This window comes from Paenibacillus riograndensis SBR5 (genome assembly GCF_000981585.1).
GTDB classification, from domain to species: domain Bacteria; phylum Bacillota; class Bacilli; order Paenibacillales; family Paenibacillaceae; genus Paenibacillus_AQ; species Paenibacillus_AQ riograndensis.
Genome location: NZ_LN831776.1, coordinates 7,660,325 through 7,687,309, shown reverse-complemented (window position 1 = coordinate 7,687,309; position 26,985 = coordinate 7,660,325). Strand labels below are relative to the sequence as shown.

The following is a 26,985-nucleotide window of genomic DNA, read 5'->3' as shown; positions in this document are numbered from 1 at the left end:
ATGAAGGGAAGCAGCAGCTGAATGATTCCCAGGCAGCAAGGAAATACTTACACGAAGTGGGGGGCGACAATGAACTGGTTGATTCAATGGGTCGTAAGACCGCTGATGAACCGTAAGTTTTTTACGAAAATATTTGTTTCCATCTCCATCGTATCATTCGTCGGCGTGTTCAGTCTGGTGGCTTTCTATCAACAGTATTTCGAGAGAGTATTAACAGTGAATGAAATGGAGCGTGTGCAGCGTTCCATTAATCAGGCCGGTCTTAATCTGGATAACCAGTTGACCCGGATCGTCCAGAATATTAATTACTTTTTCTATTATTCCGATAATGGCTCGGAGCTCATTGAGGCCACAGACCGCAATAAGGTGGAGAAGGCGCTCGAAGCGTATAGGACCCAGTACTCAAGTGAGCTGGAATCGGTATTTCTTATGATCAAAGATGATAAAGAAGAGGGGGGAGAGGCACTGATTTATGATGAGAACCTGGACCGGGTTCCCGACATTGATTACAGGAGTCAAGCATGGTATCGGGATTTCATTAACAAGGATACGGAGCTGTGGTCCAAGCTCACCAAAGAGCATTTATTCTATCAGGACCGCTCTTATCGTACGATTTATTTGACGCTTGGAAAGTATACTGCAGAAGGCCGTGATGGCATGCTGGTGGTGCGGCTGAACGGCAGGCTGTTCAGCGATGCTTTCCGTATTCTTGCCACATCCGACCTTCTTATTGAGCTCAAGGACCCGGATGGGAATATTGTGTATTCCTCTTTGCCGGATGACATTAGCGCTAACCGGTCCCGGTATTTGCAGATGGATTCCAAGCTTAACAATAGCGGGTTTGGAGTGCAGGCGTTCATCAATCAGCAGGCGATTTCCCAAAAGGTACGAAAGGCTGAAATTGTCCAGCCGCTGGTTATTGTAATTGTTTTGGTGATTACGATGATTATTTCGTTCGTTCTGTCGCTTACACTCGTCCAGCCGATCAAAAAATTGCTGCAACTAATGAAGCATGTTGAGGTTGGCGACCTCAGGGTCCGTTTCTCAAGCAAATATACAGATGAGATTGGACTGCTGGGCCGGAACTTTAACAGGATGCTCTCTAATCTGTCCGAAATGATTGATAAAATGTACGTTGTCGAGATGGAGAAGATTAATGCAGAGATGAAACAGAAGGATGCAACAATGCTCGCTATGCAGCATCAGATTAATCCGCATTTTCTATATAACACGCTTGAAGTGATCAATTGTCAGGCGATTCTCAACGATGTCCCGGAAATTAGCCGCATGAGTAAAGCCATGGCTGATTTTTTTCGTTACACTGTTGATTCTCCCAGGATTGAGGTGGAATTATCAGTCGAAATACAGCATGTCAGAACCTATCTGGAGATTCAGCACGAGCGGTATCCTGATATTGAAATCGACCTGGATGGATTGGAGCTTTTCTACGCCTATCCAATTATAAAGCTGACAGTTCAGCCTATTGTGGAGAATGCTTTTCAGTATGGATTCATAGGAGGACGGGACTATTACCTGAAAGTCTATGCAGCAGATATTTCACCGGATACCTATGCCCTAATTATCGAGGATAATGGTGAAGGGATGCAAACAGCTGCGATGGAGGCGATGAATGCTCTTTTTGCTAAAGAATCCATGGAGTTGCCCCAGGGGAATGCCAGCAGCAGGCATGGGATTGGTCTTCTGAATGTACATCACCGCATTAGATTGCGTTATGGCGGTCGGTATGGTTTGACCCTTGCAGAGTCATTGACCGGCGGCATTTCGGTTGAGATTTTACTTCCCAAGGAGGGAAAAGAGAATGAAGATTCTGGTCGTTGATGACGAGGTTGTGATCCGGAAAGGACTCATCAAGCTGCTGGAGCAGTTCAGCAAGGGCATCACGGATATTGATGAGGCTAAAAACGGCGAAGAAGCGCTGACTAGAATCAGTGTCAACAAGCCAGACATTCTGATTACAGATATTCAAATGCCGATCATGAACGGACTGGATTTAATTGGTAGAGTGAGGGCGGTTTATCCTGAATTGGACGTAATCGTTCTGAGCGGGTATGCGGAATTTGACTTTGTTCAGCAGGCACTGCGGCATCAGGTTGCTGATTATTTGCTAAAACCGGTTACACAGGAGCAACTGAATGAGGTTATCTCCAAGATCCTGCTCAAAGATCCCGCCAGGTGGACCTCACAGATGGATGGTGAGACTATCCGCACCATGAAGACGACAGTGACTCTACTTGTGAAAAATGTAATGGCCGAGGATCAACAGGAGACGGATAAAATTATAGAGGGCTGGAGCGCGCATTGCCGCAAATGTGGTTATACCTGGCTGGAGCTCAAGCAGATGATGGGCCATTTCCAATTGCTCTTCCGCTCCGAGCTGCTGCTGAACCTGAAGCAGGCCACTGGGGATGCATTACCTGTGCTTCAACAGACCGCTTCATCGGCAGAAGAACTGTTTGAGGTGTGGAAAAACTATTTGGCAAGCGTCATTCTTTATGTATCCGAGAGAAGAGCCCCCCGGAATAAAAGAATTGTAGAGGAAGTACTGGGCCGGATTGAAGCCCAATATGGCGATGCATCGCTGAATCTGCAGGGTTTGGCCGAGAGCTGTGGGCTGACTGCCCCTTATTTGAGCAAAATCTTCAGAGAAGTAATGAAAAAGCCCATTACGCAGTATATAAGCGAATACAGGCTGGAAAAAGCCCGTGAGCTGCTGAAATACGATGCTCCTGCCAAAATCAACATAGTCGCTGAACAATGCGGCTTCAGTGACTATCCTTATTTTTCCAAGATATTCAAGAAAAATTTTGGCGTATCTCCATTGGAATATAAAGAGAAAAACGGCTGATCATGTAATGAATAGTTACATACTCGGCCTTTTTTTTTGCTTTTTTTATTAGATGAGTTTTGTAAAGACAAGAAAAGGTGTCTCTGTACATTGTTGATAGCGCTTTAAAATTATAATATGTAAAACATCAAAGCCGCAATTGTAAGATGAGAGTTAGTTTCACGTTATGTAATCTAACAAAATTTTCTTGGTAGGGGGAGAGTTTGGTATGGTGAAAAAATGGTGGTCTCAACTAGTTGTGGCTGTGGTGTTAGTTGCATTGGTCTCTGCGTGCTCAAGCGGAAGCGGCGGGAGCAAGAATGCAGAGAATACCAAAGGAGAAGCCGCGCAGAGTTCGGCGGGAGGGTCGACCGATACGTTGGAGGCCTGGGGCAAAACCATCAAAGAGAAATACAGCGGCCAGGAGATTAAGCTGGCTTTTGCCAGTCATCCTTCGACAGAATCTTTCCAGAAGATGACCGGAGATTTTGAAAAGCTTACAGGCATCAAAGTGAAATGGGAGGTTATGGAGGAAACGTATCTCAAAAATAAGCAGCTGCTTGATTTCACCGGCAAAACAGGTTCCTATGATGTGCTGATGGTCGACGGCTTCTGGATGAGTGAATATGGAGCCAAAAAAGTAGTGGAACCTCTTGATACTTTTATCGGGAATAAAGACTTAACCCCGGCATGGTTTGATTATGAGGATATTGTGCCTGCCTACCGTAATGGCATCAGCAAATACAACGACAAGATCTATGGTATACCTACAGCGGGTGAGACCAGATTTGTGGCTTACCGCAAGGATCTTTTCGAGAAATATGACAAGCAGCCGCCCAAAACGATGGCGGAGTTCCTGGAGCTGGCTAAATTCTTCAATGGCAAGGAAAGCGGCTTGTACGGTGTATCCATGCGTGCCCAGCGGGGGATCCATGCGGCATCGGGATTGATGACGGTCATGTACAACTTTGGCGGCGGATTCATGGATCAGAAGACGGGCGCAGTGACGATGACAGACCCCAAGACGGTGGAAGCCATGCAATTTTATGTAGACCTGCTGAAGAATGCGCCGAAGGATGTGGCCTCCTACACTCATGAAGAAGCGCTGTCTGCATTTACAAGCGGCAAAGCAGCCATGTGGCTGGATGCAACAGCTTTGGCAACCAGAATCTTAGACCCGTCAAGCTCTCAGGTGTATGACAAGGTTGGATTTGTTCCAACACCGGAAGGACCGGCCGGCAAAGCAAGCGCGTTAGCAGGCTGGAATATGTCCTTGTCTGCACTATCGAAAAATAAAGAAGCTGCATGGGCATTTATCGTGTACATGAACAGCAAGAGCAATGCGAAGACCTATGTACAAGGCGGCGGGGTGCCCGTCCGGACATCCATCTATAAAGATGAAGAACTGGTTGCTGCTGATCCCTCCTATCCTGTACAGCTGGAAGCCCTCAATGATGCGAACGTACTTGTGGAAAAAGGAATCTCGTGGATTCCGCCACATGAGAAGCTCGGCCAAATCCTTGACCGTGTCGGTTACTACGTGAGTGCAGCGATGACAGGCGAGATGACGGTACAGGAAGCGGCTCAAAAATCACAAACAGAGCTGGAAGATATTGTAGGGAAGTAAGTGTTAAGGTTCAGGCCGCTCAAGCGGCCTGGCATGCTACTTGGGGGAAGGTGATAACATGATCCGCACTTATTTTCAAAAAAATCCGCATCTTGCTTACATTATGCCTGCCATGATCATTCTTGGGACACTTACCTTTATTCCAACCTTGTTTCTATATGTGCTGAGTGTTTCGGATTACGAGTTGGGCTATCCGGCCTTTCAATTCGTAGGGCTCGATAATTTTATCCGGTTATTCTCTGGAGGAGATGCGGAATTCTGGTATTCCGTTACGATCAGTCTTGGCTTCATGGGTATTGTAACGGTGATAGAGCTGCTGCTTGGATTTTGGCTGGCTGTCCTGCTGGACCGTGAATTCAAGCTGAAGTTTCTCGTGTTCGCCTGCATGATTGTCCCGATTGCTATGACACCAAGCATTACCGGGCAAGTGTGGAAGCTGATGATGAATGCGGAGTCCGGAGTACTTAATTATCTCCTGCATTTTATTGGAGGCAAGGTGATCTGGTTATCGGGAGAGAATGCATTTTGGTCAACGGTACTTGTGGACGTATGGCAGAATACGCCGTTCGTAGCACTTATCATCTATGCGGGAATCCGCTCGCTGCCAACCGATCCTTACGAGGCGGCGGCAATAGACGGTGCAAGCCGTGTTCAGATTTTCCGTAATATCACTCTGCCGCTCCTTTGGCCTATGATATTGCTGGCTGTGATCTTCAGAGCGATTGATTCTTTGAAAACATTCGATATCCCGTACTCTCTGACACAGGGAGGACCCGGAAGTGCTACTGAATTCTTAAGTCTGCATGTCTATCGTCTTGGCTTTGCACAGACAGGCTGGGTGGGGCGGTCTGCAGCGGTATCCGTTATTCTGCTTATTCTGACCACAGGGATCAGCATGCTGCTCATCAAGGCTTACCGGAAGGGGGTTGAGAATAAAGGATGAATCTGAACGGGCATAAAAAGCTTAGTGTAGTGACTGCTATTATTCTGCTCCTGGTGTGTATCGCTAGCGTGTTCCCATTGTTCTGGATGTTCATTATCAGCCTGAAAACAAAGACGGAGACCTATAATCCTGCAATTTGGTTCTTTACCCCGACCTTCGAAAACTACAAATCCATATTTGAAAATAGAAATGCTATTAACTATTTGAAGAATAGTTCGATTGTTGTCGTGCTGACTACCCTATTCTCTATTTTCATTGGAGGTTTGGCGGCTTACGGATTTGCCAGATTTGAATTTAAGAAAAAGGAGAACCGGGCGTTCTGGGTGCTCAGCCTGAGAATGCTTCCACCTATGGCGTCGGTGATTCCTATCTTTGTAATGGCCAGCTTTCTAGGACTGCTGGATACTCATGTGGTGCTTATTGTTTCTTATATGCTTTTTAATATTCCGTTTACGATATGGATGATGCGCAGCTTCTTCGAGGAGATTCCCGTGGCGCTGGAGGAGGCGGCCTTTGTTGATGGTGCTTCACGGTTTCAGGTGTTTATTCAGGTGATTTTGCCGCTGGCTCTGCCCGGACTGATTGCGACTTCCATATTTTGCATTATTAATTCCTGGAATGAATTTGTATTCGCCTTGTTCCTGACAAGCTCGGATGCAAGCACTTTACCAACCACGGTCACTTTGTTCTTATCTGTCAGCGGCGTGGTATGGGGTGAAATGTCCGCCATTGGGATTGTAACGATTATGCCTGTGTTAATCTTTGCGATGGTTGTGCAGAAGTATATGATCCGTGGACTGACCTTTGGCGGCGTGAAATAAAGGATTCTAATAGGGTATGAAGGGTGATGGAAACATGACGGTTATTAAAATGGGTATAGTAGGAGCAGGAACCTGGGGAGAAACCCATGCATTTATCTATAATGATCATCCCGGTGCGGAGGTGACTGCCGTATGTGATATGAACATTGAACGGGCGAAAGCGCTGGCCGACAAGTTCAATATCCCTGGCAATCATGTCTTTACGGATCATAAGGAGATGCTTCGCAGTGCAGACATCGATGCTGTTGCCATTGTAACCCCCGACTTTGCCCATACGAGGATTGCGGTGGATTGTGCGAATGCCGGTAAGCATTTTATCATCGAGAAGCCCCTGACGACCAGCCGCGAGGAAGCTGACGAGATCGTAGAGGCGGTGGAGCGGAACAATGTGCGGATGATGGTCGATTTACACAGCAGATGGAGTCCGCTCGTGGCAATTCCCAAGAAGAGTATTGTTGATGGTGATATCGGCAAGCCATATAGCGCTTATTATCGGCTGAATGATATTAAATGGGTTGCGACGGACCTGCTTCCTTGGGCGGCCAAATCTTCTATCCTCTGGTTTCTGGGCTATCACAGTGTAGACGTTCTGCGCTGGTTGTTTGATGATGAGGTTGAACGCGTCTATTCCGTCTCCCGTGAAGGCGTACTGCAGGGCGAGGGTGTGGATACGGTGGACATCTATCAGACGATACTGGAATTCAAGAATGGTGGCATTGCCACGATGGAGAATGGTTGGATTACCCCGAACTCTAATCCGAATGTAAATGATATGAAGTTGAACATCACGGGAACCAAAGGCATGTTCAATATTGATCCAACGCATAGCCAAATGATGGAGCGGTTCACGGAAATGAAGGCAGACCGCCCGGATCTGCTTGTCCGGCATTTTATCCATGGCAAGCCCAAGGGGTTTGCTTACGAGAGCATCCGCCATTTTATAGACCATTTGATATCGGGGGAACCCTTCTATGTCTCGATGGAGGACGCCTACAATACAACAATGGTTATTCTCGCCATTATGGAATCTGCCAAGACCAGAACTCCTGTGAATGTTGTGTATTAAATAGTACCGGAAAAATATGAAGACCCTGCTGACACTCCTTACGGGACTGTCAGCAGGGTCTTCTTCCTGTTGAGAGGAGCTATGAATACAGGTTGCAGATGCGTTCCACACTTCTACATAAAATCAAAAAAATAACGGATCACATGGAAAAACACCGGCGAGGTGTAGGCCAGACTGTCCACGCGGCTGAGGTAGCTTTTCTGCAGGGCTGCGAACTTGTCGTCATCCCCGATGAGCAGATCGCGCTTCAGTACGGACACCGTCAAGCTGCCGAAGAATCCGGCCAGGCTGATCAGCACGCCGGAGAAGAACCCGAATACCGGGGTCAGCGGCGTCAGGTAAGGGTAGATCAGATATGAGACTCCGGTAGTGACCGCAAATGCACAGGCGAAGCCTTCCCAGGTCAGATTCGGGTTGGCGGTCGGCACGACCTTGCGCTTACCGAAATAGATCGAGGCCAGGTAGTGTACGGCATCATTCAATTGGGTCAGCACTACCAGGAACAGCACGAGCCCTGCGCCGTACTCCGGTGTGGCAAACTGGAAGTAAGCCAGATGGCTGAGACCGAAAACCATGAGCATCAGCCCCCACTGGGTGGCGCTTACGCTCCGCAGGAAGCCAAGGGTGCCTTTGTTGATCAGCCGGGGCAGCGGCAGGAGCAGGAAGACGTACACCGGAATGAAAACGATGAACATGCCGTACCATTCGATATAGATCCAGTAGAACTGCAGCGGAATGGACAGGTAGGCCCACAGGAACAGCCTCCGGTCCGCTTTTCGCGTACGGATCATGGAGAAATATTCTTTCAGTGCGAAGAAGGCAAGCACCATCAGGGACAGCAGGGATACGACCGGGTTGAATAACGTGGCCAGGCAGAAGATAAAGACCATGCCCCACCAGGTTTTGATGCGGAAGCCGATCCCCGTGTAGTCCTTGTCTTTCTGCAGTCTGCTCACCAGCATGTAGATCAAATGGACCGCGGATAAAGCTGCGAATATAAGTATTAATGTAACCAACGAGCTGTTCAAGCCATCACCAACTTGCTGCAGGATAGGATTCCAACAAAGGGATCATATGTTAGAATAGAAAAAAGCACAAGCTGCATGTTAAATTTTTACACTGCGATAAGGGGATATTCTGTACATGGAAGCAGATCATTCGGTCTTTATTTTGCTTACGAATACGGGAACGCTGTTTACAAAACTCATTCAAGGTTATACCAAAGCACCCTACAATCACGCCTCAATCGCGTTTGACCGGGAGCTTAAGGAGCTGTACAGCTTCGGCCGGAAGAATCCGAGCAATCCCCTGAACGGCGGTTTTGTGCATGAAGATCTGCGGACAGGCACCTTCAGCAAGTATCCGGATACCACCTGTGTAATCTATGAGCTGCATGTCTCTGAACGCGAGGTGGAGAAAATGCGGCGGGTCCTGCACGTTTTTATCCGCAGCCGCCAAAAGTACCTCTACAATATGCTGGGGGTCATCGGCATCGCCCTCAAGGAGCCTGTTGAATTCAGCAACTCCTATTTCTGCTCGCAGTTTGTTGCGGAAATTCTGGACCGTTCCGGCATCAAGCTGTGGAACAAGCTGCCCGCACTCGTCACCCCGGATGATTTCCGGCAGAGCGACCGGCTGGAGCTGATCTATCAAGGGAAGCTGAGAGAATATGCGCCTCGGCAATAATTGCCCGTCAACCCTTCTATAACCGGTTCTTCTCCATCCATGCAGTGGCCCAGTCCACCAGAGGACGCTGCTCCATAAACCGGATTTCGGCCTTTCCGGCCTGATGAACCTTGAGGTTCATTTCTTTATCGTATTCTTCGCCCAATCGGATAAAATCCTCGTCGTTCACAGCCTGGGTTTCGTAAGTCACCCACTTGCGTCTGCCCTCCACCATGACCGCACTGCTGTCATAGACCCGCTTCTTGGCGGGGAAATCAGCCCGGGCTTCTGCCAGATGCAAGGATGTGTTTTTATCATGGCCGACGCCTGCCAAGAGAACATAACCATTTAAATGATACAGCTTATCCAGCGGTGAGCCAATCCCAAAAATATTGCTGAGGTCATGGTTTTGCGTCAGATATTCCGCATGTTTGCCCACGGCGGCGACGGAGCGTGCGGGATGGTCTGATCTTGCGGCCCCCGGCCATTTGCGGAACATTTCCGCCACCACGCCCATCCCTATTGCCGGAGTAATTTCTTTATCATAGGCAGGCCAATGCTGCCGGATCATCGGCCACCATTCGGCGGACTCTTCCCAGTGGACGCCAGTTGAGGGATCGAGATTTTTCCAGGTCTGGGACGGCATCATCAAGGTTCCTTCTTCGCCCACAATCTCAAGCAGAGCACGGATGAATGTTTCGGCTCCGCCGATAATAAAACCAAACTTGCTTAAGGATGTATGCACCAGGATGTGCTGTCCTTTGGTTAGCCCGCAGCTGGTAAATTGCTTGATCAAATCCTCTTTCGTAAAGATCATTCTGGTTTCATTGCTTCTGGTCAATGTGGACCTCCACCTTTTCATCAGAATAAGACAACCCCGCTGCAAGCAGCGGGGTTGTCTCCAGCGTAGCCAGGGATCAGTGCCCTTGAATTAATTATCCATACTATACCAGCCGGATTCATTTACGGCAATAGCGGACAAGCCAATTTTAGGCATTGGCATGAAAACGGATACAGACCGGTATCATAATGAATCCGGCACCACCACGCGAATATGGCGGGGAAGGACGCTCAGCCTGATCGGCAGAGCCGGTCCTTCTTCACCGTCCACATTGGTTCGTACGGTATCCGATGAGCTTATTGTGACTTCGCCCGCGGTGAAATATTCCACGTCCTTATGGTTCTTCAGATTGCCCAGCAGTACGGAAAGGCTGACTGTAAGCGTGTTGAAGAAATGAAGATCCTTAATGATGTAGCAATGAATCAAGCCGTCGTCGACAGCGGCTTCGGGAGCCAGTTTCTCGAAGCCGCCTACCGAGTTGGTCAATGCGGCGAGGAAAAGCGGAGTCTCCCCCGCCCAGGTCTCCCCGTCATGCTGTATGGTGAGGGGGTGGGATGCATTGCCTGCAAGCTCTTTGATGCCCTCCTTGAAGTATGCCAGCGCGCCGAGTCTGGACTTGTCATCCGAAGATACGGAGGTGAGCGATTCAGCAAGCTTCCCTGCGGCGACCACGTTGATGAACAGGCCGTTGTTCAGCCTGCCTGCGTCCACTAGCTGTACCCGGGTGGAAGCCAGCGTCCGGACGGCTTCTTCGGGAATCAGCGGGATCTGCAGCGCGCGGGCGAAATCATTCACCGTGCCGAGCGGAATAATCCCCAGCTTCGGCTGATGTGCCTGGCCGGAGAGGCCGTTGATCGTTTCATGAAGCGTGCCGTCCCCGCCGATGGACACGATCATGTCGGCCTCCGCTTCGCATGCAGCGATGCTGTAACCGGTGGCATCGCCTTCTTTTTGCGTCTCCTTGACCGTAACTTCATAGCCATGACTCTGCAGCAGCTCTTCCACACTCCTGAGATAGTCGAGCGCTTCCTCCTTGCCCGAAGAGGGGTTAACAATGATCGTGGCCTGCGTCATATACAGTTTCCTCCCTGTTTGCAGATGTGTTGTACTTACCATTACCCCAAAGGAAGCCGTTGAACGATAGCAGACGCGGCGTCAGCGCGCAATATGTACAATCCGGTTGCGCCCTTTATTTTTGGCCTGATAGAGGGCCTGGTCCACATCTTCAAAAAGATTGCTGTTCAGCGAGAAATCATTGATAGTCAGGAGCCCCATGCTGATTGTAACCGTTACCGGATCGGCAGCATTGGCAATCGTGATCTGGTTCATTTCCACCGTTGCCTTGAGTTGTTCGGCTACATGCAGTGCCTCGGCTTCACGGGTATCTGGCAGATAGATAATGAACTCTTCTCCCCCGTACCGCGCTAAAACGTCAGTTTGGCGTAATTCCTGCTTAAGCACCTCCACCGTCTGGCAGATCACTTCATCCCCGGCCAAATGGCCGTAAGTGTCATTCACATTCTTAAAGAAATCGATATCCAGCAAAATAAGCGCGAAAGGAATGTGCTTTTCCCTGTTCAGGATCACTTCGTCTTCAAGCTGCTGCGTCAGATAATGGCGGTTATAGCAGCCGGTCAGGCTGTCGGTGATGGCCATTTGCTGCAGCTGACGGTTCGTCTCAGACAGCTCTTTTTGCACGGCAATCAATGAATGGTTGCGTTCCTGAAGAACCCTATTCTGTTGATGGGTTTCATGGATCAGCCTCTGCAGCTCCGTAATATCCTGGAACGTGACGATCCGACCCGCCCGTAACCCGCCGACCATAATGGGCGTTGCCTGAATTTTAAGATAACGCCGGATAACCGTATGGAGGATTTCAATTTCCATTCTCTCCAGCGGCCGTTCATGGTATCCCGATATAAACGCTTCAATCGCAGGCGAGCTTTCCGGAAAAATAATCCTGATATCGAACCGCTCCCCCCGGTGCAGATGCATATGGGGACCCAAGAAACGGTTAATCTCGACCACGTTGTCATATTCGTCAAGTACAAGGATGCCATGTCCGATCGTATCCATCACATCCTGATGGGCTATGGTCGCTATATCAAACACTTTGTCGCGGTTAATGGAAACCACAAAAAAGACAGCAGACAGTAAAATGCCCAGCGAGGTCATCCCCGGAATCACCGGCAGATAGGGGTCCAGGACCACATTCAGCACAATATCCAGCAGGATAAACACGGTTACCGCAAGAATCCCTTTCAGCACAAGCATCATTTGCTTTCGCACGCGGGGAGCCAGTTCCTGGACCAGGGCTGTAGAGATGACGTACAGTGAGATAACCGCCTGAATGATGATTACGGCTATGAAGAGCCAGAAGAGAGGACCATAGGTTCTTTGAATATATTCCTCATTTACCGGCTGCACAAACCAGCTGTTGGGGCTGAATAGAATACAGGCTGCCGAAAAAATAGCTGGAGCCGACAGCAGCAGCAGCATTTTCCGCCGCAGAAACCGGGTTTGTCCGGTCAACAGAATGGTGAAAAAGACCCAGCCCGTACTGAGAAGCGCCGAATCTACGAATGCAGCCTTAACATAAAATAATTGATATATGGGATTATCGGTAGTTTTGATGGCAAATTGGCAGAAGGGCCAGATCATCATTGTGAAGTGGAAGGCTAAATAGACTTTGTGCAGATTCGTGATGTTAACCGAAACGAAAATATAGACGAAAAGTGCAAACAGAACGAAAAATAAAATCAGATCAATCCATACCACAAAACCCAACAAGTTACACCTTCCTGCTATTATTAGTCAATTATGCATGGTTTTTGGGCCTAAAGTCTTGTATCTTGCTTCTAATATATAATTAGCTTGCCAAGAATACAACCACTTTGCAAGGCGCGGCAGGAGGAGCTGGAGGGGGTGAAAGTAAAATAAGCTGCCCCGTTAGACCGGGAACAGCTTATTCTGACAATGAGTGCAAGCGGCATAGGAGACAGCCGGATTGCCTTACCGGAGCTTAGTGCAGATTGGCATCCAGCCAGGGCTTCAGAAGGGGCAGGACATGCGCCGGCTGCATCGCCTGGGTATGATCCAGTCCCTCAAGCACCGCCACATCCCAGCCTAGCGCTTCGAGGGCAGACCGCTCTCTGATAAGCGGTCCGGCGATATCGACCCGCACGGCTCCCCAGCGTTCGCCATACTCGATAAGATCGGCGCTGCCGGCAAAGCAGAGGCGGGGGCAGGTGATCCGTTCCTGGGCCGTCCGGTCATTGAATGCCTGAAGCGCCTGGTACAACGTGACGAACTGTTTGGTCTGCGCCTCGCTCATCGTGACTTCAGCCTGTGACCAGTCGAATTCATCAGCGTTCTCGTCCCATGTGGCGGGGGAGGGGTCCGGGTTCTTCTGTGCCGAGACAGAGAGATGATAGGCAGCCATCGTGACCTTCAGCATTTCCTTATACGGACCGCTGACAGGCGGGAAGCCGCCCATCACAAGCGCCGATAGCCGGTCTGTGCGCAGGGCCAGCTGCATGCCGGACAAGGCCAGCCAGGAATAGCCGTAATAGGCGAATTGCTGCGCGGAAGTCGCATCGGCGATGGCCAGAAAGTCGCTGGACAGGTTATCCGGCGTCAGGGTATCGGGCTTGGCGCAGCTTTGAACATGGCCTTCATAATCGAAGGCGATGACCCGGCAGCTGCTGCTAAGCTGGTCAATCAGGGAGCGTCCGAGCGCCGGATCAACGCCCCACTTCATCATCTCGTCTGCCTGTGGTCCATCTATGGGCCGGGGGTTCACCGGAAGCAGCAGGCAGGGGCCTTCTCCTTGAATCTCCACCTCGATCCAGCTTGCATCATGCATTTGTACTCTAAGCATCGTTAGCCTCCTAATTCAGCATTTTGTTCATAAATCCTGTATATCTATCAATATATAACATTGATGCAAGTGGGAAGGTTCTGCCGATAAAGACCTGAGTATACTTGAGAAATCCGGTTACAGGTTTGTTAAAGCACTTAAAGGTTTTATGTGAAGGTTTGCAGGCGGTGCGGGTCTTTGGTAGGTTAGTATCATGCAGACTGCGGGTAACAGGAGGTGATTGCAATGCAATATTACAAGCCGGTTGAGATTGCATCGGTGCTTGGCATCAGTACCAGCGCTTTGCGGCATTATGAATCCTGGGGTGTGGTTCCTGCGCCGGAACGGGCAACGAATGGCTACCGTATGTATACGGAGCTGCATCTGGCCTACTTTCGCTGTCTTCGCGCCATGATTCCGGGGTTTGGCTACAAGATAACCTATGATGTGCTGCGCAACATCCAACAGGGGGACATGGATCAGGCCTTGTGGCTTGCAGGGGCAGAGCAGGCCAGGTTACAGGAGGAAAAAGCTGCTGCCGATCAGACGCTGGCGCTGCTGCAGGACCCGGAGATTAGCTCCATCAAAGGCAGACCCGTCAGCCACCGGATGTCAATCGGAGAAGCAGCAGCGATTGCGGGAGTTCAGCCCTCGGCCATTCGCCACTGGGAAAAGGAGGGGCTGCTGACTCCGCTAAGAAACCCGGAGAACGGCTACAGAATGTACACTGCGGTGCATTTAAGGCAGATTCTGCTGATCCGCACCTTGAGACGGACGGTATATTTTCTGGAGAGAATGAAGGAGCTTGTGGAAGCTGTGGAGCAGCACAGCCTGGAAAAGGCCAAAGAGGTAACCGAGCACGCGCTGGGCCGCATTCATCAGCGCAACCGCCAGCAGTACAGCGGCGTGCATCAACTGATGGAGCTTTGCGCTCAGGCGGGACTATTGAGGCCGGAGGATGCAGCCTCCCCATCCATGTCGACGTATCAAGGGAAGGAGAGGTGAATGCGTAGAAGTGGATAGTTACTCGGCAGGCCATACCAACACTTGTCCGCGAAAGGAACACACATCAGAACCTTCTACGAGAAAGTATGGCTGAGCTGGAAGGGTTGACAGTATATTATTTACAAATTATAGCACCTGTAGTATAATATGAATAACAGATCTCGCCACGCATACCTATTCAAGGTTGCGCACCAGGGCGAGACAATTTTTTTATATGGAGAAATTTATGATTCGTATATCCCATAGTCATAAACCATCTAAGACAGTTGAAGAACAATTGCAGATTTTTCAGTCCAGAGGCTTAATAATTGAAGATGAAGAGAACGCAAAGGAAATACTTAGTCGTATAAGTTACTACAGGTTTACTGCATATACTTTGTCGCTGAAAACCAATGATAAATTCTACGATAATGTTACCTTTAATCATATTTTTAGGCTGTATGAGTTCGATCTGAAATTCAGGTTGTTGCTAATGGAGTTAATTGAAGTTGTTGAGGTATCAATGAGAACTCACATTTCATTAGTTTTTGCTGAGAAATATGACGGTATGGGATATATTGATTCGGCTAATTTTTATGATTCCTTGAAACATGCAGATTTTATTAATGAATTAGAGAAATTACTTAAGCAATCCAAGGATGTTTTTGTGAAGCACTATTATGATAAGTACGCAGGAGAATTTCCTATTTGGGTAGCAATTGAGGTAACGACTCTTGGCATCTTATCTAAACTATTCAAAAACTTGAAGAAAAGCGATAAAAATGATATTGGAATGAAATTTTACTCAGGACTATCGGGCGAATTTATCGCAAGTTGGTTACATGCAATAAGTAATCTCAGAAATATCTGTGCGCACTATGGGCGTATATATAATAGGAATTTTCCAATTGCTCCAAAGTTATTTGCTCGAGACAAGAAAGGTATTATTGATAATAACAAGGTATATGCAATAGTCTACAATATGAAATATCTGATCAGTGACAAAAAGTATTGGAACAGTTGGGTTGAAAGATTAAGATCTCTGATAGATGAATATTCCGAGGTCGATCTTAGGCTGATAGGTTTTCATCAAAACTGGTACAATTTAATAAAGAAGTAGAGCAGACTCTGATAGGGTCTGCTCTTTTATTTTCTGAGTTAACTTTACTATGTGTACGTCAATCCTGCCCATTTCGCTCAAACAAAGCATATCCCGATTTTTAGTTGGGACGAATATTCTGCCAGCTGATTTGACCTGAAGCCAATAGAGCGTTAACAATTCAATGTTACGATGGAAAGACGCGCCCTGAATGAGGCGGAGAGTACCGGGAGAGGGAGGAATTTAGGTATGGAGACGGGAAGTCAGAGGCCGGTGGAAGCTGGCGGGACAAAGGGCAAAGGGGCAGCTCTGCTGGAGGTACTGGGTGTCTCCCTGAAGCTCGGGCTCACCTCCTTCGGAGGGCCGATTGCCCATCTGGGGTACTTTCATAATGAGTATATCCGCCGCCGGAAATGGATGGATGAACGCAGCTATGCCGATCTGGTGGCGCTCTGCCAGTTTCTCCCCGGACCAGCGAGCAGCCAGGTGGGGATTGGCATCGGTGTGGTCAGGGCCGGCTTGCTTGGGGGATTCATAGCCTGGCTGGGATTCACTTTGCCTTCAGTGATCGCTCTGGCCGTGTTTGCTTTAGTACTGCAGGGCGTTGACATCGCTGGTGCGGGCTGGATTCATGGACTGAAGATTGTAGCGGTGGCGATTGTGGCGCAAGCGGTGCTGGGAATGGGGCAAAAGCTTACACCGGACAGAGGAAGAGTTACCATTGCGGTGATAGCGGCAGTTTTTGCGCTGTCCTGGCATGCTGCCTACGCTCAAGTTCTAATCCTCGCAGCTGCCGGAGTGATCGGCCTTTGGTTGTATCGGGGTCAACCGGACCGGGGGCCTGACCTGCCTATCCGGATCAGCCGGACCGTTGCCGTCAGCTGTCTGGCGTTGTTTTTCCTTCTGCTTATAGCGCTTCCTCTTCTTAGAACGTCTGCAGGTGCTGGGGAATTTGCGCTTTTCGACAGTTTTTACCGTTCCGGTTCACTGGTATTTGGTGGAGGACATGTTGTGCTTCCGCTTCTGGAACATGAGGTTGTACCTGCCGGATGGGTCAGCCGGGAGGACTTTCTGGCCGGCTACGGAGCGGCACAAGCCGTTCCGGGGCCGCTGTTTACCTTTGCCAGCTATCTCGGGATGATGGCCGCAGGGTTCAAAGGCGGCATCATTGCGACGCTGGGCATCTTCCTGCCTGCATTCCTGCTGGTCATCGGTGCGCTTCCTTTCTGGAATGGGCTTAGAAGCAGTCCGAACGTTCAAGGGGCGCTCGCGGGCATCAACGCTGCTGTGGTGGGAATTCTGCTGGCAGCTCTATATGATCCGCTGTGGACCTCCGCCATTCTGAAGCCGCTGGATTTCGCGCTGGCCGCAATCTTGTTTGTGATGCTCTTTTTCTGGAAGCTCCCGCCTTGGGTGATTGTTCTGGCCGGTGCTGCGGGAGGAATGCTGATACAGCTTATCTAGACTATGTTCACAAGAGCGGTTTTTCGTACACATCCACCTCATTGCCGCGCTGATCTTGAGTGCTTTTGACGATGACATAGCCGTTCTTCTGCCAAAAGGCTGCGCCAGCCAGGTTCTCCAGCTGAACAGCCAGTCGGACCTGCGCTGCATTTTCCTGTCTCAATCTCCGTTCCAGAGCATTCAAAGCGATTGAACCAATCCCCCGCCCGGCGCAGCCGTGATGAAGAACAAAAAGACCGATCCAGCAGTGCTTGTCACCAGGATGGCTGGGCAGATAGGTAATGATGCCAATGTGCTTACCCTTTTCCACAATGAGCAGCATTTTCTCCCCCATCTCCTCCAGATTCTGCTTGTTCTCCTCGCGGATTTCCTCCGGGGTGAGATGCTCTTTATGCTGCACCATCAGATTGAACGTGGGCTGGGAGTTAAGAATTGCGGCCTGAAGCTCTACACTTTCTGCGGACATTGGGTCCGGTACGGCTTCTAAAATGATCATTAGTTACACCTTCCTTAAGTAAAAAGGGATTTGAATAGCAGATAATTCAATATATATCTAATTAGATATTAATTTAATTTACGTGTAAGTTCAAGTGGTATGCTACAATAAGAAGAATTTATGAGACGATGCTGTCGATAAGGAATGGAGAATGTGATCATGAATGAATTGCCAAACTGCCCGCAGTGCAGCTCGGAGTACACGTACGAGGACGGGATGCTGCTGGTTTGCCCGGAATGCGGACATGAGTGGGCGCAGAGTGCGGGAAATGCAAGCAGTGAGGAGAGCAAGGTAGTGCGGGACGCCAATGGCAATATTTTGAATGACGGGGATTCGGTTACTGTCATCAAGGACCTAAAGGTCAAAGGCAGTTCCTCCGTGCTGAAGATCGGTACCAAAGTGAAGAACATCAGGCTGGTCGAGGGCGATCATGATATTGACTGCAAAATCGACGGTTTTGGAGCCATGAAGCTCAAATCCGAATTTGTCAGAAAAGCATAATTGCATAATAAAATACGCTCGTATGGGGAGAACAGCTGTGATTTGGATGGCGGCTGTTCTTTTTTTCTGTTAAAGAGACATTTGCTGCATCTCGCCCCTATCGTACACAAATGCAGGTGATATCTTACTTGCGCTTGACTACTGTTCAAGCTCATTGTAAAATATAACTAGTTAGTTATAAAAGGAGGTAGCAATCATAGTATCAGCAGAGGGCAAACGAAGTTCGAAAATTTACGATGCCGCCCGAACCCAAGGGATCATCCTTGACGCTGCCGAGAAGATATTTGCCGAGCTTGGCTATTCGGCGGCACGGATTGATGTGATTGCGAAGGCGTCCGGGTACAATAAAAGCCTGATCTATCAGTATTTTGGCGACAAATTGGGTCTTTATACAGAAGTGGTCAAACGTGCGGATCAGATTGGCGAACAAATTACAGGCTCGTTTATTGCCGAATTATTGAAGAACGAGAAGCTTGTAACAGACCCTGCGGCGTTTAAGAGTTTTTTGGAAGCTATGACCCGTGAAATGGTATCCTTCCTTCTGGAGCATCCGAGCTATCTGAAAATTCTATTCTGGGAAGCCGCCGATGATTGGAAGACATGGAATCAAATCACCTACCGTCCGGACGATGGCACCCAGTTAAACGATTTGGCCATAGCCGCCAAGAAGAGCGGAATCCTCCGGCAGGATTTGGCCCCCGAGCTGTTTCCCATTCTGATTATGAATGTGACCACAGCTACCCTGCAATACACCTCGCGGTATGAACATTTGCTGGGTAAAAGGGACTCACCGCAACTAAAAGAGCGGTTGATTGAACAGATTGCAAAGTTTATCATCCATGGTGTAATGGAGCCGTCATTGCTGTAGGAGGCGGCTATTTTTTTAGAGAAAATATAAACAACTAGTTAGTTTTAAAATAGAATGGGAGTGATTGAATGGGCGCAATGATTCAGACATAAGGATTGACCAAGCATTTTGGGAGCAACCATGCTGTGAATGGACTGTCGCTGGAGGTGAACCAAGGAGAGATCTACGGATTTCTGGGGCTGAACGGAGCAGGTAAAACGACAACCATCCGTATGCTGCTGGGTATGATCCGGCCTGATTTGGGGTCCTCATATGTGTTCGGAGAGCGGGTCGATGCCGACAGCCATAAACTGTGGGCTAGTGTAGGCTACATGGTGGAAACACCGTACTCCTATCCTGAACTTACCGTCCGCGAGAATCTGGAGATTATCCGCAGGCTGCGGGAGAGGAGAATACACATTTACAATCTCTAAGCCGCATCCTTCCCTATCTCACTGGTGGCATTGGCATCGTAGGAACCTTAGGCTGGTGGCGGTATGCCGATCAAAAGTAAATCAGCCGGAATCTTATCATTAATGGAGGGGAATAGAATGGAGAAGATACCAAAGGGAACAATTCTAATCATGGCCATTTTAATTATCGGGTCTATGGTGGGACTGCTGAATCAATCCTCACTCAATACGGCACTCCCGAATATCATGGGGGATTTCGGGCTATCAACAAGTACAGCCCAATGGCTTACAACGGCTTTTGCACTGGTTACCGGGATTGTTGTCCCGATTACGGCTTTTCTTATTCAGAGATTCACAACCAAACAAGTATTTGTCTTTGCCATGGGAATGCTTACTGCTGGAACGCTCCTGTGCGCGGTTTCACCTAACTTCGGGCTGCTGCTCACCGGAAGAATGGTGCAGGCGGTTGGAGTGGGGATCATGCTTCCCTTGGTGCAGACGCTGACCTTCATCCTGATCCCGGTTGCCAAACGGGGGTTCACGATGGGAATGATTGGGCTCGCTATTAATTTCGCTCCGGCCATCGGACCTGTGCTGAACGGCTGGCTTGTAGAGGATCATTCCTGGCGCTTATTATTCTATGCTCTGTTTCCTTGCGCTCTATTGATTACCATCGTTGGATTATTTTTCGTTAAGAATGTTACCCCGCAGGTGAAGAGCAAAATAGATGCGTTATCCATGACGCTGTCCTCTCTTGGGTTTGGCGGCGTATTGTATGGGTTCAGCGTCTCCGGCAGCAAAGGGTGGGGGAGCACAGAAGTTCTGATTTCTTTGGTCATCGGGTTCATTGCACTTGGCCTGTTTGTATGGCGGCAATTGACCATGGAGAATCCCCTGCTGGAAATAAGAGTATTCACAAGCCCAGCTTTCACAATGGCTACAGTAATCAGTATGATCCTGATGATTATCATGCTGAGCGCCCAACTGCTGCTGCCTCTCTATATGCAGACGATGCTTGGTTATTCATCGCTCAAATCAGGCCTCATGCTGCTGCCCGGTGCGATTCTCATATGCGTTATGTCACCTGTAGCCGGGAAGCTTTTCGATAAATTGGGTGCCCGGATGCTGGTCATCACAGGGCTAAGCTTAACGGTAGTCTCCACCCTGCTGTTCACTAATTTAACGGAGAATACCTCATATGCCTTTTTGATGATCGGCTATTCCTTGCGGATGATTGGAGTCAGCCTGACCCTGCTGCCGGTCATAACCAGCGGTATGAATTCACTGGCGCCTGATCTGATCCGGCATGGGATTCCCGTTAACACCACTCTGCGGACAGTAGCCGGCTCCATTGGAACAGCGCTGCTTGTGACCATAATGACCCATAGCGGCGGCGGGCTGGGACAAACGAGTGATGTCCACGGCTTAATACACGGGATGAATGTGGCTTCAATGGTAACCGCCGGGAGTGCCGTTATTGCGCTGATCCTGGCCTTCTTTATCAAACGCAAGGAAGCTCCGGTCAAGAGTCCGGCGAACAGTATTCCGGTAAAATGATGTTAATTCCATGTTGGTTTACCTCAAGTAAAATACCTTTTCCTTCAGCAGATCGAGCGCCCGCTCGATCTCTTTGCGCTGCTCTTCTGTTAAATCCCCGATCCGTTCGGTGAACCGGATAGCGATATGCTGAAACGCTTCGTTCATCATGGCCTCTCCGGCGGGGGAGAGGGTAATCCCCTGCTTGCGGCGGTCGGCAGGATCGGTGATTTTGTCGCATAGCTGCTTCTCGCTGAGCTTCTTCAGCTCACGGCTGGTGTTCGGCATCGACATATGCATGCAATCGCTGATCTCGCTGAGGGTGACGGGCTGGCTGACGGCGATATATTCGAGAATTTTATATTGAAGGGGGGTCAGTGCTTCGGGTTTGATATCTTTGCTGATATCACTTGTAATTTGATGGACGGCGGTCGTAAAAGCTACAAATTTCTGAAATAATTCGTTGTCCATAAAGTTCACCTCAAAAGAAACCTTAACAAAAACATTATCAAATAACAATTATCATTTGACAACTAAAATAAAACCGTGATACCCTTTCGTTATCAAATGATAATTAAAGGAGTGGCGGCATGAATACATTGGTTATCTACACCCATCCGAATCATCAGAGTCTAAACTATGCCTTTTTACAGGAGGTGCTTCGGGGGAGCCGGGAAAATGCGAAGGTAAATGAGATTCAGGTGCTTGATTTGTATGAGGAGGGATTTAATCCGGTGCTGGTATTTAATGAGCATAAGCGGAGAAGGGACATGCACAGTGATCCCGCACTGGCTAAATACAGGGAGCAGCTGCTGTGGGCGGATAAGATCGTACTGGTCTACCCCATCTGGTGGGGGCGGCCGCCAGCTATGCTTATGGGGTATATTGACCAGATGTTTGCCTCGGGGTTCGCATACCGGGATAAGGGCGGACTGCTGCCGGAAGGGCTGCTGAAGGGGAAGTCGGTAGTGTGCATTTCCACCATGCAGGGTCCAACCCACTATCCGCTGCTGATGCTGCATAATGCGCACAAGGTATTAATGCGCAAGGTGCTGTTCAACTTCGTGGGCATCCGCAAAGTTAAGTTCTTTGAGTTCGGCAGCATGGAGAGCAAGCGGGGCAAGCACGCCCAGAAGCTGGAGCGGATCTACCGGTATTTCCAGACAGCTAATTAGTACGGTTTTCGACCACCCAGTCGATCAGTTTGCGGGCAATGCTGACAGGGGACGGAATGACAGGCAGGCGGTCCAGTTCGAACCAGTCGGCATGATCCAGCTCCTCCCCATCCACAGTAATTTCTCCGCTCTCATACTCGGCCAGAAAGCCTACCATCAGAGAGTGGGGAAAAGGCCACTGCTGGCTGGCAAAATAGCGGATATTCTTGACCTTGATGCCGACTTCCTCCATAGTCTCACGCTGTACGCAGTCCTCCAGCGTTTCGCCCGGCTCCACGAATCCGGCAATCAGCCCGTACATATTGTTCACAAAATGCGGGGAGTGTGCGAGCAGAATCCGGTTGTCCTTAAGAATCGCGGTAATGACCGCCGGGGCAATCCGGGGATAGCTGACCAGTCCGCAGGCCGGACAACTGCGTGAGTGCTCGGTCTGAACCAGCTCGGTAGCGGTCCCGCATCTGCCGCAGAACTGGTGGGTTTCATCCCAGGCCAGCATCTGAATGCCCTTGCCTGCGAGATGGAACAGATCTTCATCCAGAGATTCATACAAGGAGCGCAGCGGGCGGAAAGCCATCCCTTCGGGCTCAGGCGTTTCTGCCTGGACCTGTGCGGCGAAGCAGGCGATCCCTTCAAAGGTTCCCAGATACAGGGTTCTTAAGGGAGTCATGGATATCTGCTCAAGCGCAGGTATGAATGGGATGCCGGTGATCCCGGCGTTTTCGGTAACCAGCAGCCTGCCGGAATGAAAAATCAGCCAATAGGCGGAGCCGCTGAACTCTAGCGGTGGAGTGACGGCAGGAATATATCGCTTGTAAATGCTTGCTCTTGGTTTAGACATGGCGCAGAACCTTTCTGATTGCAGATCATTTCTTTTTTCAATTAAGAATAACAAAAACCGGCAATCCTAACAAATATCATGACGGGTCCAGTTTTACAGACCATACGGTGACATGAAAAATAGAAGCGCGCTCTTCAGTGAGCCGTTTTTTTATTTGACATTTCATTATCTTGTAACTATATTAGTTACAGGAAGAAAATCTGCAGCCGCCGCCCCCGGCCCCCGCAGGAACGACTATAAATGATATTTACTTTAGGAGGAAAAGAAATGAAGATTGCATTAACAGGAGCCACCGGACACTTCGGTTCCATCGTGGCCGAAACTTTACTGAAGTCAGTAGCGGCAGAAAACCTGGTAGTCAGCGTCAGAAACCCGGAAAAAGCGGACAATCTCCGCACACGCGGAGTAGACGTCCGTCATGGTGATTTCGACCAGCCGGAGACACTTGATACAGCATTTGCCGGTGTGGACCGACTGCTGATCGTATCGGCTGACGGGGACAACGACACACGGATCCGCCAGCACAAAGCAGCGGTCGATGCCGCAGTGCGCGCGAAAGTCGGCTTTATCGTCTATACCAGTGTCGGTCATGCCGACAGCAGCTCACTTTTCCTGGCACCGGTTCACCGTGCGACCGAGGAGTTCATCCGTGAATCCGGGATTCCGTACTCCTTCCTGCGCAATAACTGGTATCTGGAGAATGAGGTTGGCTCCATTCAGGCAGTTCAAGCCGGAGCCCCATGGGTGACCTCGGCTGGCGACGGCAAGGTGGGCTGGGCAACCCGCCGTGATTATGCAGAAGCGGCAGCAGCTGTATTGGCGGGCGAAGGCCATAAGAATACCGTATACGAATTGTCAGGCACACCGGCAACACAGGCTGAGCTGGCAGCAGTTGTCGGCAAGCTGCTGGGCAAGGAGGTTCCGGTTCAGCAGGTGGATGATGCCGTGTATGCCAATATTATGGCAAAAGCAGGCGTACCGGAAGCTGCACTCCCGATTGTAGTCGCTATTCAACAAGCGATCCGCGAAGGCGCGCTCGACATCGCCAGCAGCGACTTCACGAAGCTGCTGCAGCGCCCGCTTACACCGCTTAGTGAAGGTGTAAAGGATCTGCTCGGGAATTAAGGCCTAAGACAGTGTCCGGCCTTACTCCGCCGGAAGGCGGGCCGGATAAGCATAGTGAGCTTATCCTAATTATAATGAAGAGGCTTCCCGCAGACGGTCAATGGACTGGCGGGAAGCCTTTTTCTATTTAGGAAATTCCGATTTTCTTCTATTGTGGATAATGTGGGTAAGATGTGTATAAGGTTGGGGATAAGTGCTTTTTGATTGAATGCCGTTGCTGGAGCGCTGAAGGCCAGTTTGCCCGGAAACAACGGCAGAAATACCGTTGTTGGAGCGGTGAGGGCCGAGTTCTGAGGGGGTAGCCGGTCTAAATATCCTAATTCCAACTAACAAGTACTTACCGGTTTCTTCGCAGGTGCTAGTTGGAAAAAGGGAACTTATTTTTCCGAAAATCAAGAAATCCTGAGAGTTAAGTGGAAAAAGTAAACTTAATTGGGCTACATTTCTTGCCCAATGGCGAAATGGGCTGAATTAGTGTCCCTTTTTCCACTTCATCTGCCCGAGGATAGGGTACTTCGGCAAATTAGTGTCCCTTTTTCCACTTAAAGAGTTGCCGTAGGATTGACGGGCAATCGTTCTCCAGGTAACGTTAGAACCAAGACGGCTGTGCTGTCCCGTGGAGGACGGCACAGCCGTTTTGGTTCTGGGATTTTTTTACTGAAACTTAGCTGGCGCGGCTTCGAAATAGCCTCCCAGCAGCTCCCGGACCGCTTCAGCAACTGCCGCGCCGTCCCCGGCCTCCAGCCATTCCTGAGGAATCACAGCATAGCTTCCGGAGCTGCCTGTCAGATAGCTGTATATGATCTGGGCTTCATCCAGCTTATGGCGGCTGATTTCACCCGGCTCTCCGTGCGGAGGCTTGCTGAAGCTGTCCTGGACGGCGGCTTGTATGATCCCGCACAGCTGCTCTGCGTTCATCTGCCCGGCGTCCAGCCTGGCGCGGTCCAGAATCTCGCTGCCCCGGATCAGGATCAGCTTGAGCACCTGCTCCTGCATTGGCTCCAGCACCACGATGTTTTTGTTCTGCTCGGTGAAGCCGATCACCTTCTCCTTCTGCAGCAGGGAGCGGACGGCTGTGCAATAATCGCGGTATTTGGCGGCGGTTTCGAACTCGAAATTCTCTGCTGCCAGATCCATCCGCTGCTGAAGCTCCTCCAGAATACGGGGATCATTCCCGTTCAGCAGCCCGGCCACACTGTCTATAATCCCTTCGTACCGCTCCAGAGCCTCCCCGCCCCCGCACATACCGAGGCATAGACCCAGCGAGTGATTAAGACAAAGCGCGTTCCTGGCATGGGGTGTGCTGCAAAGGATTCTCTGGCTTTCTTTAATTCCCTGCACCGCCCGCTCAACCGTGCTTCTGCTGGTATAAGGGCCGAAATACAGGCTGTCCCCATACTCGGCCGGGTCATAGGTCACCGCCAGCTGCCGGTAGGCAGTATCCGTGCGAATCACGATATAGCTGTAGGCGAGCGGGTTTTTCATTTTTTTATTATACATCGGCTTGATTTCTTTGATCAGCTGGCACTCCAGCATGAAGGCTTCAAACTCCGTATCGGTCAGCTTGTAATCGAAGTCCCGGATGTTTCTGACCAGCTGCTTTACTTTAGGGGAATGGCCCTTGGCGTTATAAAAGTAGGACTGGACCCGTTTCTTCAGCTGTTTGGCTTTGCCGACATAGATAATATGGCCCAGACTGTCCTTCATCAGGTAGACCCCGGGAGATAAAGGAAGGGCCGCCACCTTCTCCGCCAAATTCATGAGGTTCACTTCCCAATCGTAGGTTCTTGTATTTTTTAGTATAAACGATCAACGATAGATTCGTCCTCTTCATGTGACATAATCCACAAACCCCCCTGCGGAAACCCTCTATCATAAAATACAGGATAAGATAGAGCTGCAAAGCTGGGGGGCTTTTATGAAATATTCTATCGGAGAATTTGCCTCGATCCTGGGTGTGACGGCGGATACCTTGCGGCTCTATGAGAAGCATGATATTGTGCGCCCGATGAAGGATCAACACAATAACTACCGTTATTTCAGTGATTTGGATGCGAGGAATTTATTGTCGAGCCGGTGGTACCGGAGTATGCAGATTCCGCTGCAGGATGTAGCCGGGCTGATCAACGATGCCCCTGCGGAGCAGGTCATCCAGTCTATTGCCGGCGCACGGCAGCAGCTGGAAGAGGAGATTAAGCGCAGTGTCATGCTGCTGGACAAAATCAATGAGATCCACGCGGAGCTTGGACGGATCGGGGAAGCCCTTTATGCCTGCCGGATCAGGGAAGTGCCAGGCATGTACCGTATTCAGCAGACCGACAAAAATCAGCTGCTGCAGAAGGAGTGTCTGAAACGGACGGTTCAGGCTTGGATGGAGCTGCTTCCCTTCACGTTCTATTCCTTCAGAATCGAAAACCCCGAGAGCGTTCTGGGAACGGAAGAGCTGGAATACAGCTGGGGGCTGGCCCTGCTGGAGACGGATCAGCGGAAGCTGGAGGTCGGCGTGAATGAGAGTATGGAGTATATCGGGCCGTCCACCTGCATATCCGCAGTCATTGCCAGCGCGTATGAGAAGGAGCTTGGCCGGGAGTCCTTTCAATTCATGCTGGATTTTGCCGGGGCAGAAGGCCTCGCCATCACCGGCGATATCCGCGGCAAGATTCTGTTCACCGAACGAATGAGCAGGGGAAATCAAACCTATCTGGAGATCGACATCCCCCTTGAGAATAATTTCACATAACATTCATTGACCTTGGTGCCGCACCAAGGTTTACACTCTGTGCGTAATCCGGCGGTCCTTCCAGAGAGAAAAGGGCTGCATACCAACCATACAGGGGGAG

At 49.8% G+C, this 26,985-nt stretch carries 26 protein-coding genes; 17 read left to right on the top strand and 9 right to left on the bottom strand.

The features are described 5' to 3' along the window. Window positions 1-69 precede the first annotated feature (69 nt). The 6 genes from PRIO_RS32475 to PRIO_RS32450 all read left to right on the top strand — a co-directional run bounded on the left by PRIO_RS32475 (window position 70) and on the right by PRIO_RS32450 (window position 7,302). Window positions 70-1,839, top strand: a complete 1,770-nt coding sequence (locus tag PRIO_RS32475; RefSeq protein ID WP_020431538.1) for a sensor histidine kinase — start codon at window positions 70-72, stop codon at window positions 1,837-1,839. Next, window positions 1,820-2,866, top strand: coding sequence for a response regulator transcription factor (locus PRIO_RS34285; protein WP_020431536.1), 1,047 nt, complete (start codon window positions 1,820-1,822; stop codon window positions 2,864-2,866). Before PRIO_RS32475 ends, PRIO_RS34285 begins: the two co-directional genes overlap by 20 nt. A 208-nt stretch (window positions 2,867-3,074) precedes the next feature. Next, entirely contained in the window at window positions 3,075-4,472 is a 1,398-nt protein-coding gene (locus PRIO_RS32465; RefSeq protein WP_020431534.1) for an extracellular solute-binding protein, read from the top strand. 58 nt (window positions 4,473-4,530) lie between these two features. Continuing rightward, window positions 4,531-5,415, top strand: coding sequence for a carbohydrate ABC transporter permease (locus tag PRIO_RS32460; RefSeq protein WP_020431532.1), 885 nt, complete (start codon window positions 4,531-4,533; stop codon window positions 5,413-5,415). Beyond that, on the top strand, window positions 5,412-6,236 hold the full coding sequence (locus PRIO_RS32455) for a carbohydrate ABC transporter permease (protein ID WP_020431530.1): 825 nt from the start codon (window positions 5,412-5,414) through the stop codon (window positions 6,234-6,236). The genes PRIO_RS32460 and PRIO_RS32455 overlap by 4 nt, the downstream gene beginning before the upstream one ends. A 34-nt stretch (window positions 6,237-6,270) precedes the next feature. Next, entirely contained in the window at window positions 6,271-7,302 is a 1,032-nt protein-coding gene (locus tag PRIO_RS32450; protein ID WP_020431528.1) for a Gfo/Idh/MocA family protein, read from the top strand. Between the two features lie 113 nt (window positions 7,303-7,415). On the opposite strand, the gene PRIO_RS32445 is transcribed toward PRIO_RS32450, so the two are convergent. Next, window positions 7,416-8,330: a phosphatidate cytidylyltransferase gene (locus tag PRIO_RS32445; protein ID WP_020431526.1), complete on the bottom strand. Its 915-nt coding sequence runs from the start codon at window positions 8,328-8,330 to the stop codon at window positions 7,416-7,418. A 115-nt stretch (window positions 8,331-8,445) separates the two neighbouring features. Between PRIO_RS32445 and PRIO_RS32440 the strand changes: the two genes are divergently transcribed. Continuing rightward, window positions 8,446-8,988: a hypothetical protein gene (locus tag PRIO_RS32440; protein WP_039834733.1), complete on the top strand. Its 543-nt coding sequence runs from the start codon at window positions 8,446-8,448 to the stop codon at window positions 8,986-8,988. A gap of 16 nt (window positions 8,989-9,004) precedes the next feature. Here the strand turns inward: PRIO_RS32440 and PRIO_RS32435 are convergent, their stop codons facing one another. The 4 genes from PRIO_RS32435 to PRIO_RS32420 form a co-directional block, all read right to left on the bottom strand. After that, window positions 9,005-9,784 (bottom strand): AAC(3) family N-acetyltransferase, encoded by a 780-nt coding sequence (locus PRIO_RS32435; RefSeq protein ID WP_039790590.1) that lies wholly within the window; start codon window positions 9,782-9,784, stop codon window positions 9,005-9,007. A gap of 207 nt (window positions 9,785-9,991) precedes the next feature. Beyond that, window positions 9,992-10,882 carry a diacylglycerol/lipid kinase family protein gene (locus tag PRIO_RS32430; protein WP_020431516.1) on the bottom strand — a complete coding sequence of 297 codons (891 nt, stop codon included), beginning with the start codon at window positions 10,880-10,882 and terminating at the stop codon, window positions 9,992-9,994. A gap of 81 nt (window positions 10,883-10,963) precedes the next feature. Continuing rightward, window positions 10,964-12,598 carry a histidine kinase N-terminal 7TM domain-containing diguanylate cyclase gene (locus PRIO_RS32425; RefSeq protein ID WP_020431514.1) on the bottom strand — a complete coding sequence of 545 codons (1,635 nt, stop codon included), beginning with the start codon at window positions 12,596-12,598 and terminating at the stop codon, window positions 10,964-10,966. Window positions 12,599-12,830: 232 nt separating this feature from the next. Continuing rightward, complete coding sequence (locus tag PRIO_RS32420) at window positions 12,831-13,688, bottom strand: alpha/beta fold hydrolase (RefSeq protein WP_020431512.1); 858 nt, start codon at window positions 13,686-13,688, stop codon at window positions 12,831-12,833. Window positions 13,689-13,913: 225 nt separating this feature from the next. Here PRIO_RS32420 and PRIO_RS32415 point away from each other — a divergent pair, with 225 nt between their 5' ends. The 3 genes from PRIO_RS32415 (at window position 13,914) to PRIO_RS32405 (ending at window position 17,214) form a co-directional block, all read left to right on the top strand. Continuing rightward, window positions 13,914-14,672 carry a TioE family transcriptional regulator gene (locus PRIO_RS32415; RefSeq protein WP_020431510.1) on the top strand — a complete coding sequence of 253 codons (759 nt, stop codon included), beginning with the start codon at window positions 13,914-13,916 and terminating at the stop codon, window positions 14,670-14,672. A gap of 214 nt (window positions 14,673-14,886) precedes the next feature. Continuing rightward, window positions 14,887-15,771 carry an Abi family protein gene (locus PRIO_RS32410; RefSeq protein ID WP_082118159.1) on the top strand — a complete coding sequence of 295 codons (885 nt, stop codon included), beginning with the start codon at window positions 14,887-14,889 and terminating at the stop codon, window positions 15,769-15,771. 228 nt (window positions 15,772-15,999) lie between these two features. Further along, window positions 16,000-17,214 carry a chromate transporter gene (locus PRIO_RS32405; protein ID WP_020426213.1) on the top strand — a complete coding sequence of 405 codons (1,215 nt, stop codon included), beginning with the start codon at window positions 16,000-16,002 and terminating at the stop codon, window positions 17,212-17,214. A 7-nt stretch (window positions 17,215-17,221) separates the two neighbouring features. On the opposite strand, the gene PRIO_RS32400 is transcribed toward PRIO_RS32405, so the two are convergent. Further along, on the bottom strand, window positions 17,222-17,710 hold the full coding sequence (locus PRIO_RS32400; protein ID WP_020426212.1) for a GNAT family N-acetyltransferase: 489 nt from the start codon (window positions 17,708-17,710) through the stop codon (window positions 17,222-17,224). Window positions 17,711-17,869: 159 nt separating this feature from the next. Here PRIO_RS32400 and PRIO_RS32395 point away from each other — a divergent pair, with 159 nt between their 5' ends. From PRIO_RS32395 to PRIO_RS32380, 4 genes are all read left to right on the top strand, one after another. Continuing rightward, window positions 17,870-18,211: a zinc ribbon domain-containing protein YjdM gene (locus PRIO_RS32395; RefSeq protein WP_020426211.1), complete on the top strand. Its 342-nt coding sequence runs from the start codon at window positions 17,870-17,872 to the stop codon at window positions 18,209-18,211. A 193-nt stretch (window positions 18,212-18,404) separates the two neighbouring features. Next, complete coding sequence (locus PRIO_RS32390) at window positions 18,405-19,079, top strand: TetR/AcrR family transcriptional regulator (protein ID WP_081487086.1); 675 nt, start codon at window positions 18,405-18,407, stop codon at window positions 19,077-19,079. Window positions 19,080-19,204: 125 nt separating this feature from the next. Further along, the gene (locus tag PRIO_RS32385; RefSeq protein ID WP_231869787.1) at window positions 19,205-19,492 is read left to right on the top strand and encodes an ATP-binding cassette domain-containing protein; all 288 of its coding nucleotides are present in this window, start codon (window positions 19,205-19,207) and stop codon (window positions 19,490-19,492) included. 117 nt (window positions 19,493-19,609) lie between these two features. Continuing rightward, complete coding sequence (locus PRIO_RS32380; protein WP_020426208.1) at window positions 19,610-21,028, top strand: DHA2 family efflux MFS transporter permease subunit; 1,419 nt, start codon at window positions 19,610-19,612, stop codon at window positions 21,026-21,028. An 18-nt stretch (window positions 21,029-21,046) separates the two neighbouring features. Here the strand turns inward: PRIO_RS32380 and PRIO_RS32375 are convergent, their stop codons facing one another. After that, window positions 21,047-21,478 (bottom strand): MarR family winged helix-turn-helix transcriptional regulator, encoded by a 432-nt coding sequence (locus PRIO_RS32375; RefSeq protein WP_020426207.1) that lies wholly within the window; start codon window positions 21,476-21,478, stop codon window positions 21,047-21,049. Between the two features lie 119 nt (window positions 21,479-21,597). On the opposite strand from PRIO_RS32375, the gene PRIO_RS32370 reads away from it, so the two are divergent. After that, a complete protein-coding gene (locus PRIO_RS32370) occupies window positions 21,598-22,182 on the top strand; it encodes an NAD(P)H-dependent oxidoreductase (RefSeq protein ID WP_020426206.1) in 585 nt (194 codons plus the stop codon). On the opposite strand, the gene nudC is transcribed toward PRIO_RS32370, so the two are convergent. Continuing rightward, on the bottom strand, window positions 22,175-23,020 hold the full coding sequence (nudC, locus tag PRIO_RS32365) for an NAD(+) diphosphatase (protein WP_039785549.1): 846 nt from the start codon (window positions 23,018-23,020) through the stop codon (window positions 22,175-22,177). The two genes, PRIO_RS32370 and nudC, sit on opposite strands and share 8 nt — an antisense overlap. A 267-nt stretch (window positions 23,021-23,287) precedes the next feature. Here nudC and PRIO_RS32360 point away from each other — a divergent pair, with 267 nt between their 5' ends. Then, on the top strand, window positions 23,288-24,145 hold the full coding sequence (locus PRIO_RS32360) for an SDR family oxidoreductase (RefSeq protein WP_020426204.1): 858 nt from the start codon (window positions 23,288-23,290) through the stop codon (window positions 24,143-24,145). 654 nt (window positions 24,146-24,799) lie between these two features. Here PRIO_RS32360 and PRIO_RS32355 read toward each other — a convergent pair. After that, window positions 24,800-25,906 carry a UvrB/UvrC motif-containing protein gene (locus tag PRIO_RS32355; protein ID WP_020425982.1) on the bottom strand — a complete coding sequence of 369 codons (1,107 nt, stop codon included), beginning with the start codon at window positions 25,904-25,906 and terminating at the stop codon, window positions 24,800-24,802. A gap of 157 nt (window positions 25,907-26,063) precedes the next feature. Between PRIO_RS32355 and PRIO_RS32350 the strand changes: the two genes are divergently transcribed. Continuing rightward, window positions 26,064-26,885: a MerR family transcriptional regulator gene (locus tag PRIO_RS32350; protein WP_020425983.1), complete on the top strand. Its 822-nt coding sequence runs from the start codon at window positions 26,064-26,066 to the stop codon at window positions 26,883-26,885. Window positions 26,886-26,985: the final 100 nt, after the last annotated feature.

Excerpts from the sequence above, each read along its gene's own strand:
- PRIO_RS32415 (WP_020431510.1), top strand. The coding sequence starts at position 13,914 with ATGCAATATTACAAGCCGGTTGAGATTGCATCGGTGCTTGGCATCAGT.
- PRIO_RS32410 (WP_082118159.1), top strand. The coding sequence starts at position 14,887 with ATGGAGAAATTTATGATTCGTATATCCCATAGTCATAAACCATCTAAG.
- PRIO_RS32350 (WP_020425983.1), top strand. The coding sequence starts at position 26,064 with ATGAAATATTCTATCGGAGAATTTGCCTCGATCCTGGGTGTGACGGCG.
- PRIO_RS32475 (WP_020431538.1), top strand. The coding sequence starts at position 70 with ATGAACTGGTTGATTCAATGGGTCGTAAGACCGCTGATGAACCGTAAG.
- PRIO_RS32465 (WP_020431534.1), top strand. The coding sequence starts at position 3,075 with ATGGTGAAAAAATGGTGGTCTCAACTAGTTGTGGCTGTGGTGTTAGTT.
- PRIO_RS32375 (WP_020426207.1), bottom strand. The coding sequence starts at position 21,478 with ATGGACAACGAATTATTTCAGAAATTTGTAGCTTTTACGACCGCCGTC.
- PRIO_RS32405 (WP_020426213.1), top strand. The coding sequence starts at position 16,000 with ATGGAGACGGGAAGTCAGAGGCCGGTGGAAGCTGGCGGGACAAAGGGC.
- PRIO_RS32420 (WP_020431512.1), bottom strand. The coding sequence starts at position 13,688 with ATGCTTAGAGTACAAATGCATGATGCAAGCTGGATCGAGGTGGAGATT.
- PRIO_RS32460 (WP_020431532.1), top strand. The coding sequence starts at position 4,531 with ATGATCCGCACTTATTTTCAAAAAAATCCGCATCTTGCTTACATTATG.
- PRIO_RS32440 (WP_039834733.1), top strand. The coding sequence starts at position 8,446 with ATGGAAGCAGATCATTCGGTCTTTATTTTGCTTACGAATACGGGAACG.
- nudC (WP_039785549.1), bottom strand. The coding sequence starts at position 23,020 with ATGTCTAAACCAAGAGCAAGCATTTACAAGCGATATATTCCTGCCGTC.
- PRIO_RS32395 (WP_020426211.1), top strand. The coding sequence starts at position 17,870 with ATGAATGAATTGCCAAACTGCCCGCAGTGCAGCTCGGAGTACACGTAC.
- PRIO_RS32430 (WP_020431516.1), bottom strand. The coding sequence starts at position 10,882 with ATGACGCAGGCCACGATCATTGTTAACCCCTCTTCGGGCAAGGAGGAA.
- PRIO_RS32435 (WP_039790590.1), bottom strand. The coding sequence starts at position 9,784 with ATGATCTTTACGAAAGAGGATTTGATCAAGCAATTTACCAGCTGCGGG.
- PRIO_RS32360 (WP_020426204.1), top strand. The coding sequence starts at position 23,288 with ATGAAGATTGCATTAACAGGAGCCACCGGACACTTCGGTTCCATCGTG.
- PRIO_RS32380 (WP_020426208.1), top strand. The coding sequence starts at position 19,610 with ATGGAGAAGATACCAAAGGGAACAATTCTAATCATGGCCATTTTAATT.
- PRIO_RS32370 (WP_020426206.1), top strand. The coding sequence starts at position 21,598 with ATGAATACATTGGTTATCTACACCCATCCGAATCATCAGAGTCTAAAC.
- PRIO_RS32400 (WP_020426212.1), bottom strand. The coding sequence starts at position 17,710 with ATGATCATTTTAGAAGCCGTACCGGACCCAATGTCCGCAGAAAGTGTA.
- PRIO_RS32455 (WP_020431530.1), top strand. The coding sequence starts at position 5,412 with ATGAATCTGAACGGGCATAAAAAGCTTAGTGTAGTGACTGCTATTATT.
- PRIO_RS32450 (WP_020431528.1), top strand. The coding sequence starts at position 6,271 with ATGACGGTTATTAAAATGGGTATAGTAGGAGCAGGAACCTGGGGAGAA.
- PRIO_RS32355 (WP_020425982.1), bottom strand. The coding sequence starts at position 25,906 with ATGAATTTGGCGGAGAAGGTGGCGGCCCTTCCTTTATCTCCCGGGGTC.
- PRIO_RS34285 (WP_020431536.1), top strand. The coding sequence starts at position 1,820 with ATGAAGATTCTGGTCGTTGATGACGAGGTTGTGATCCGGAAAGGACTC.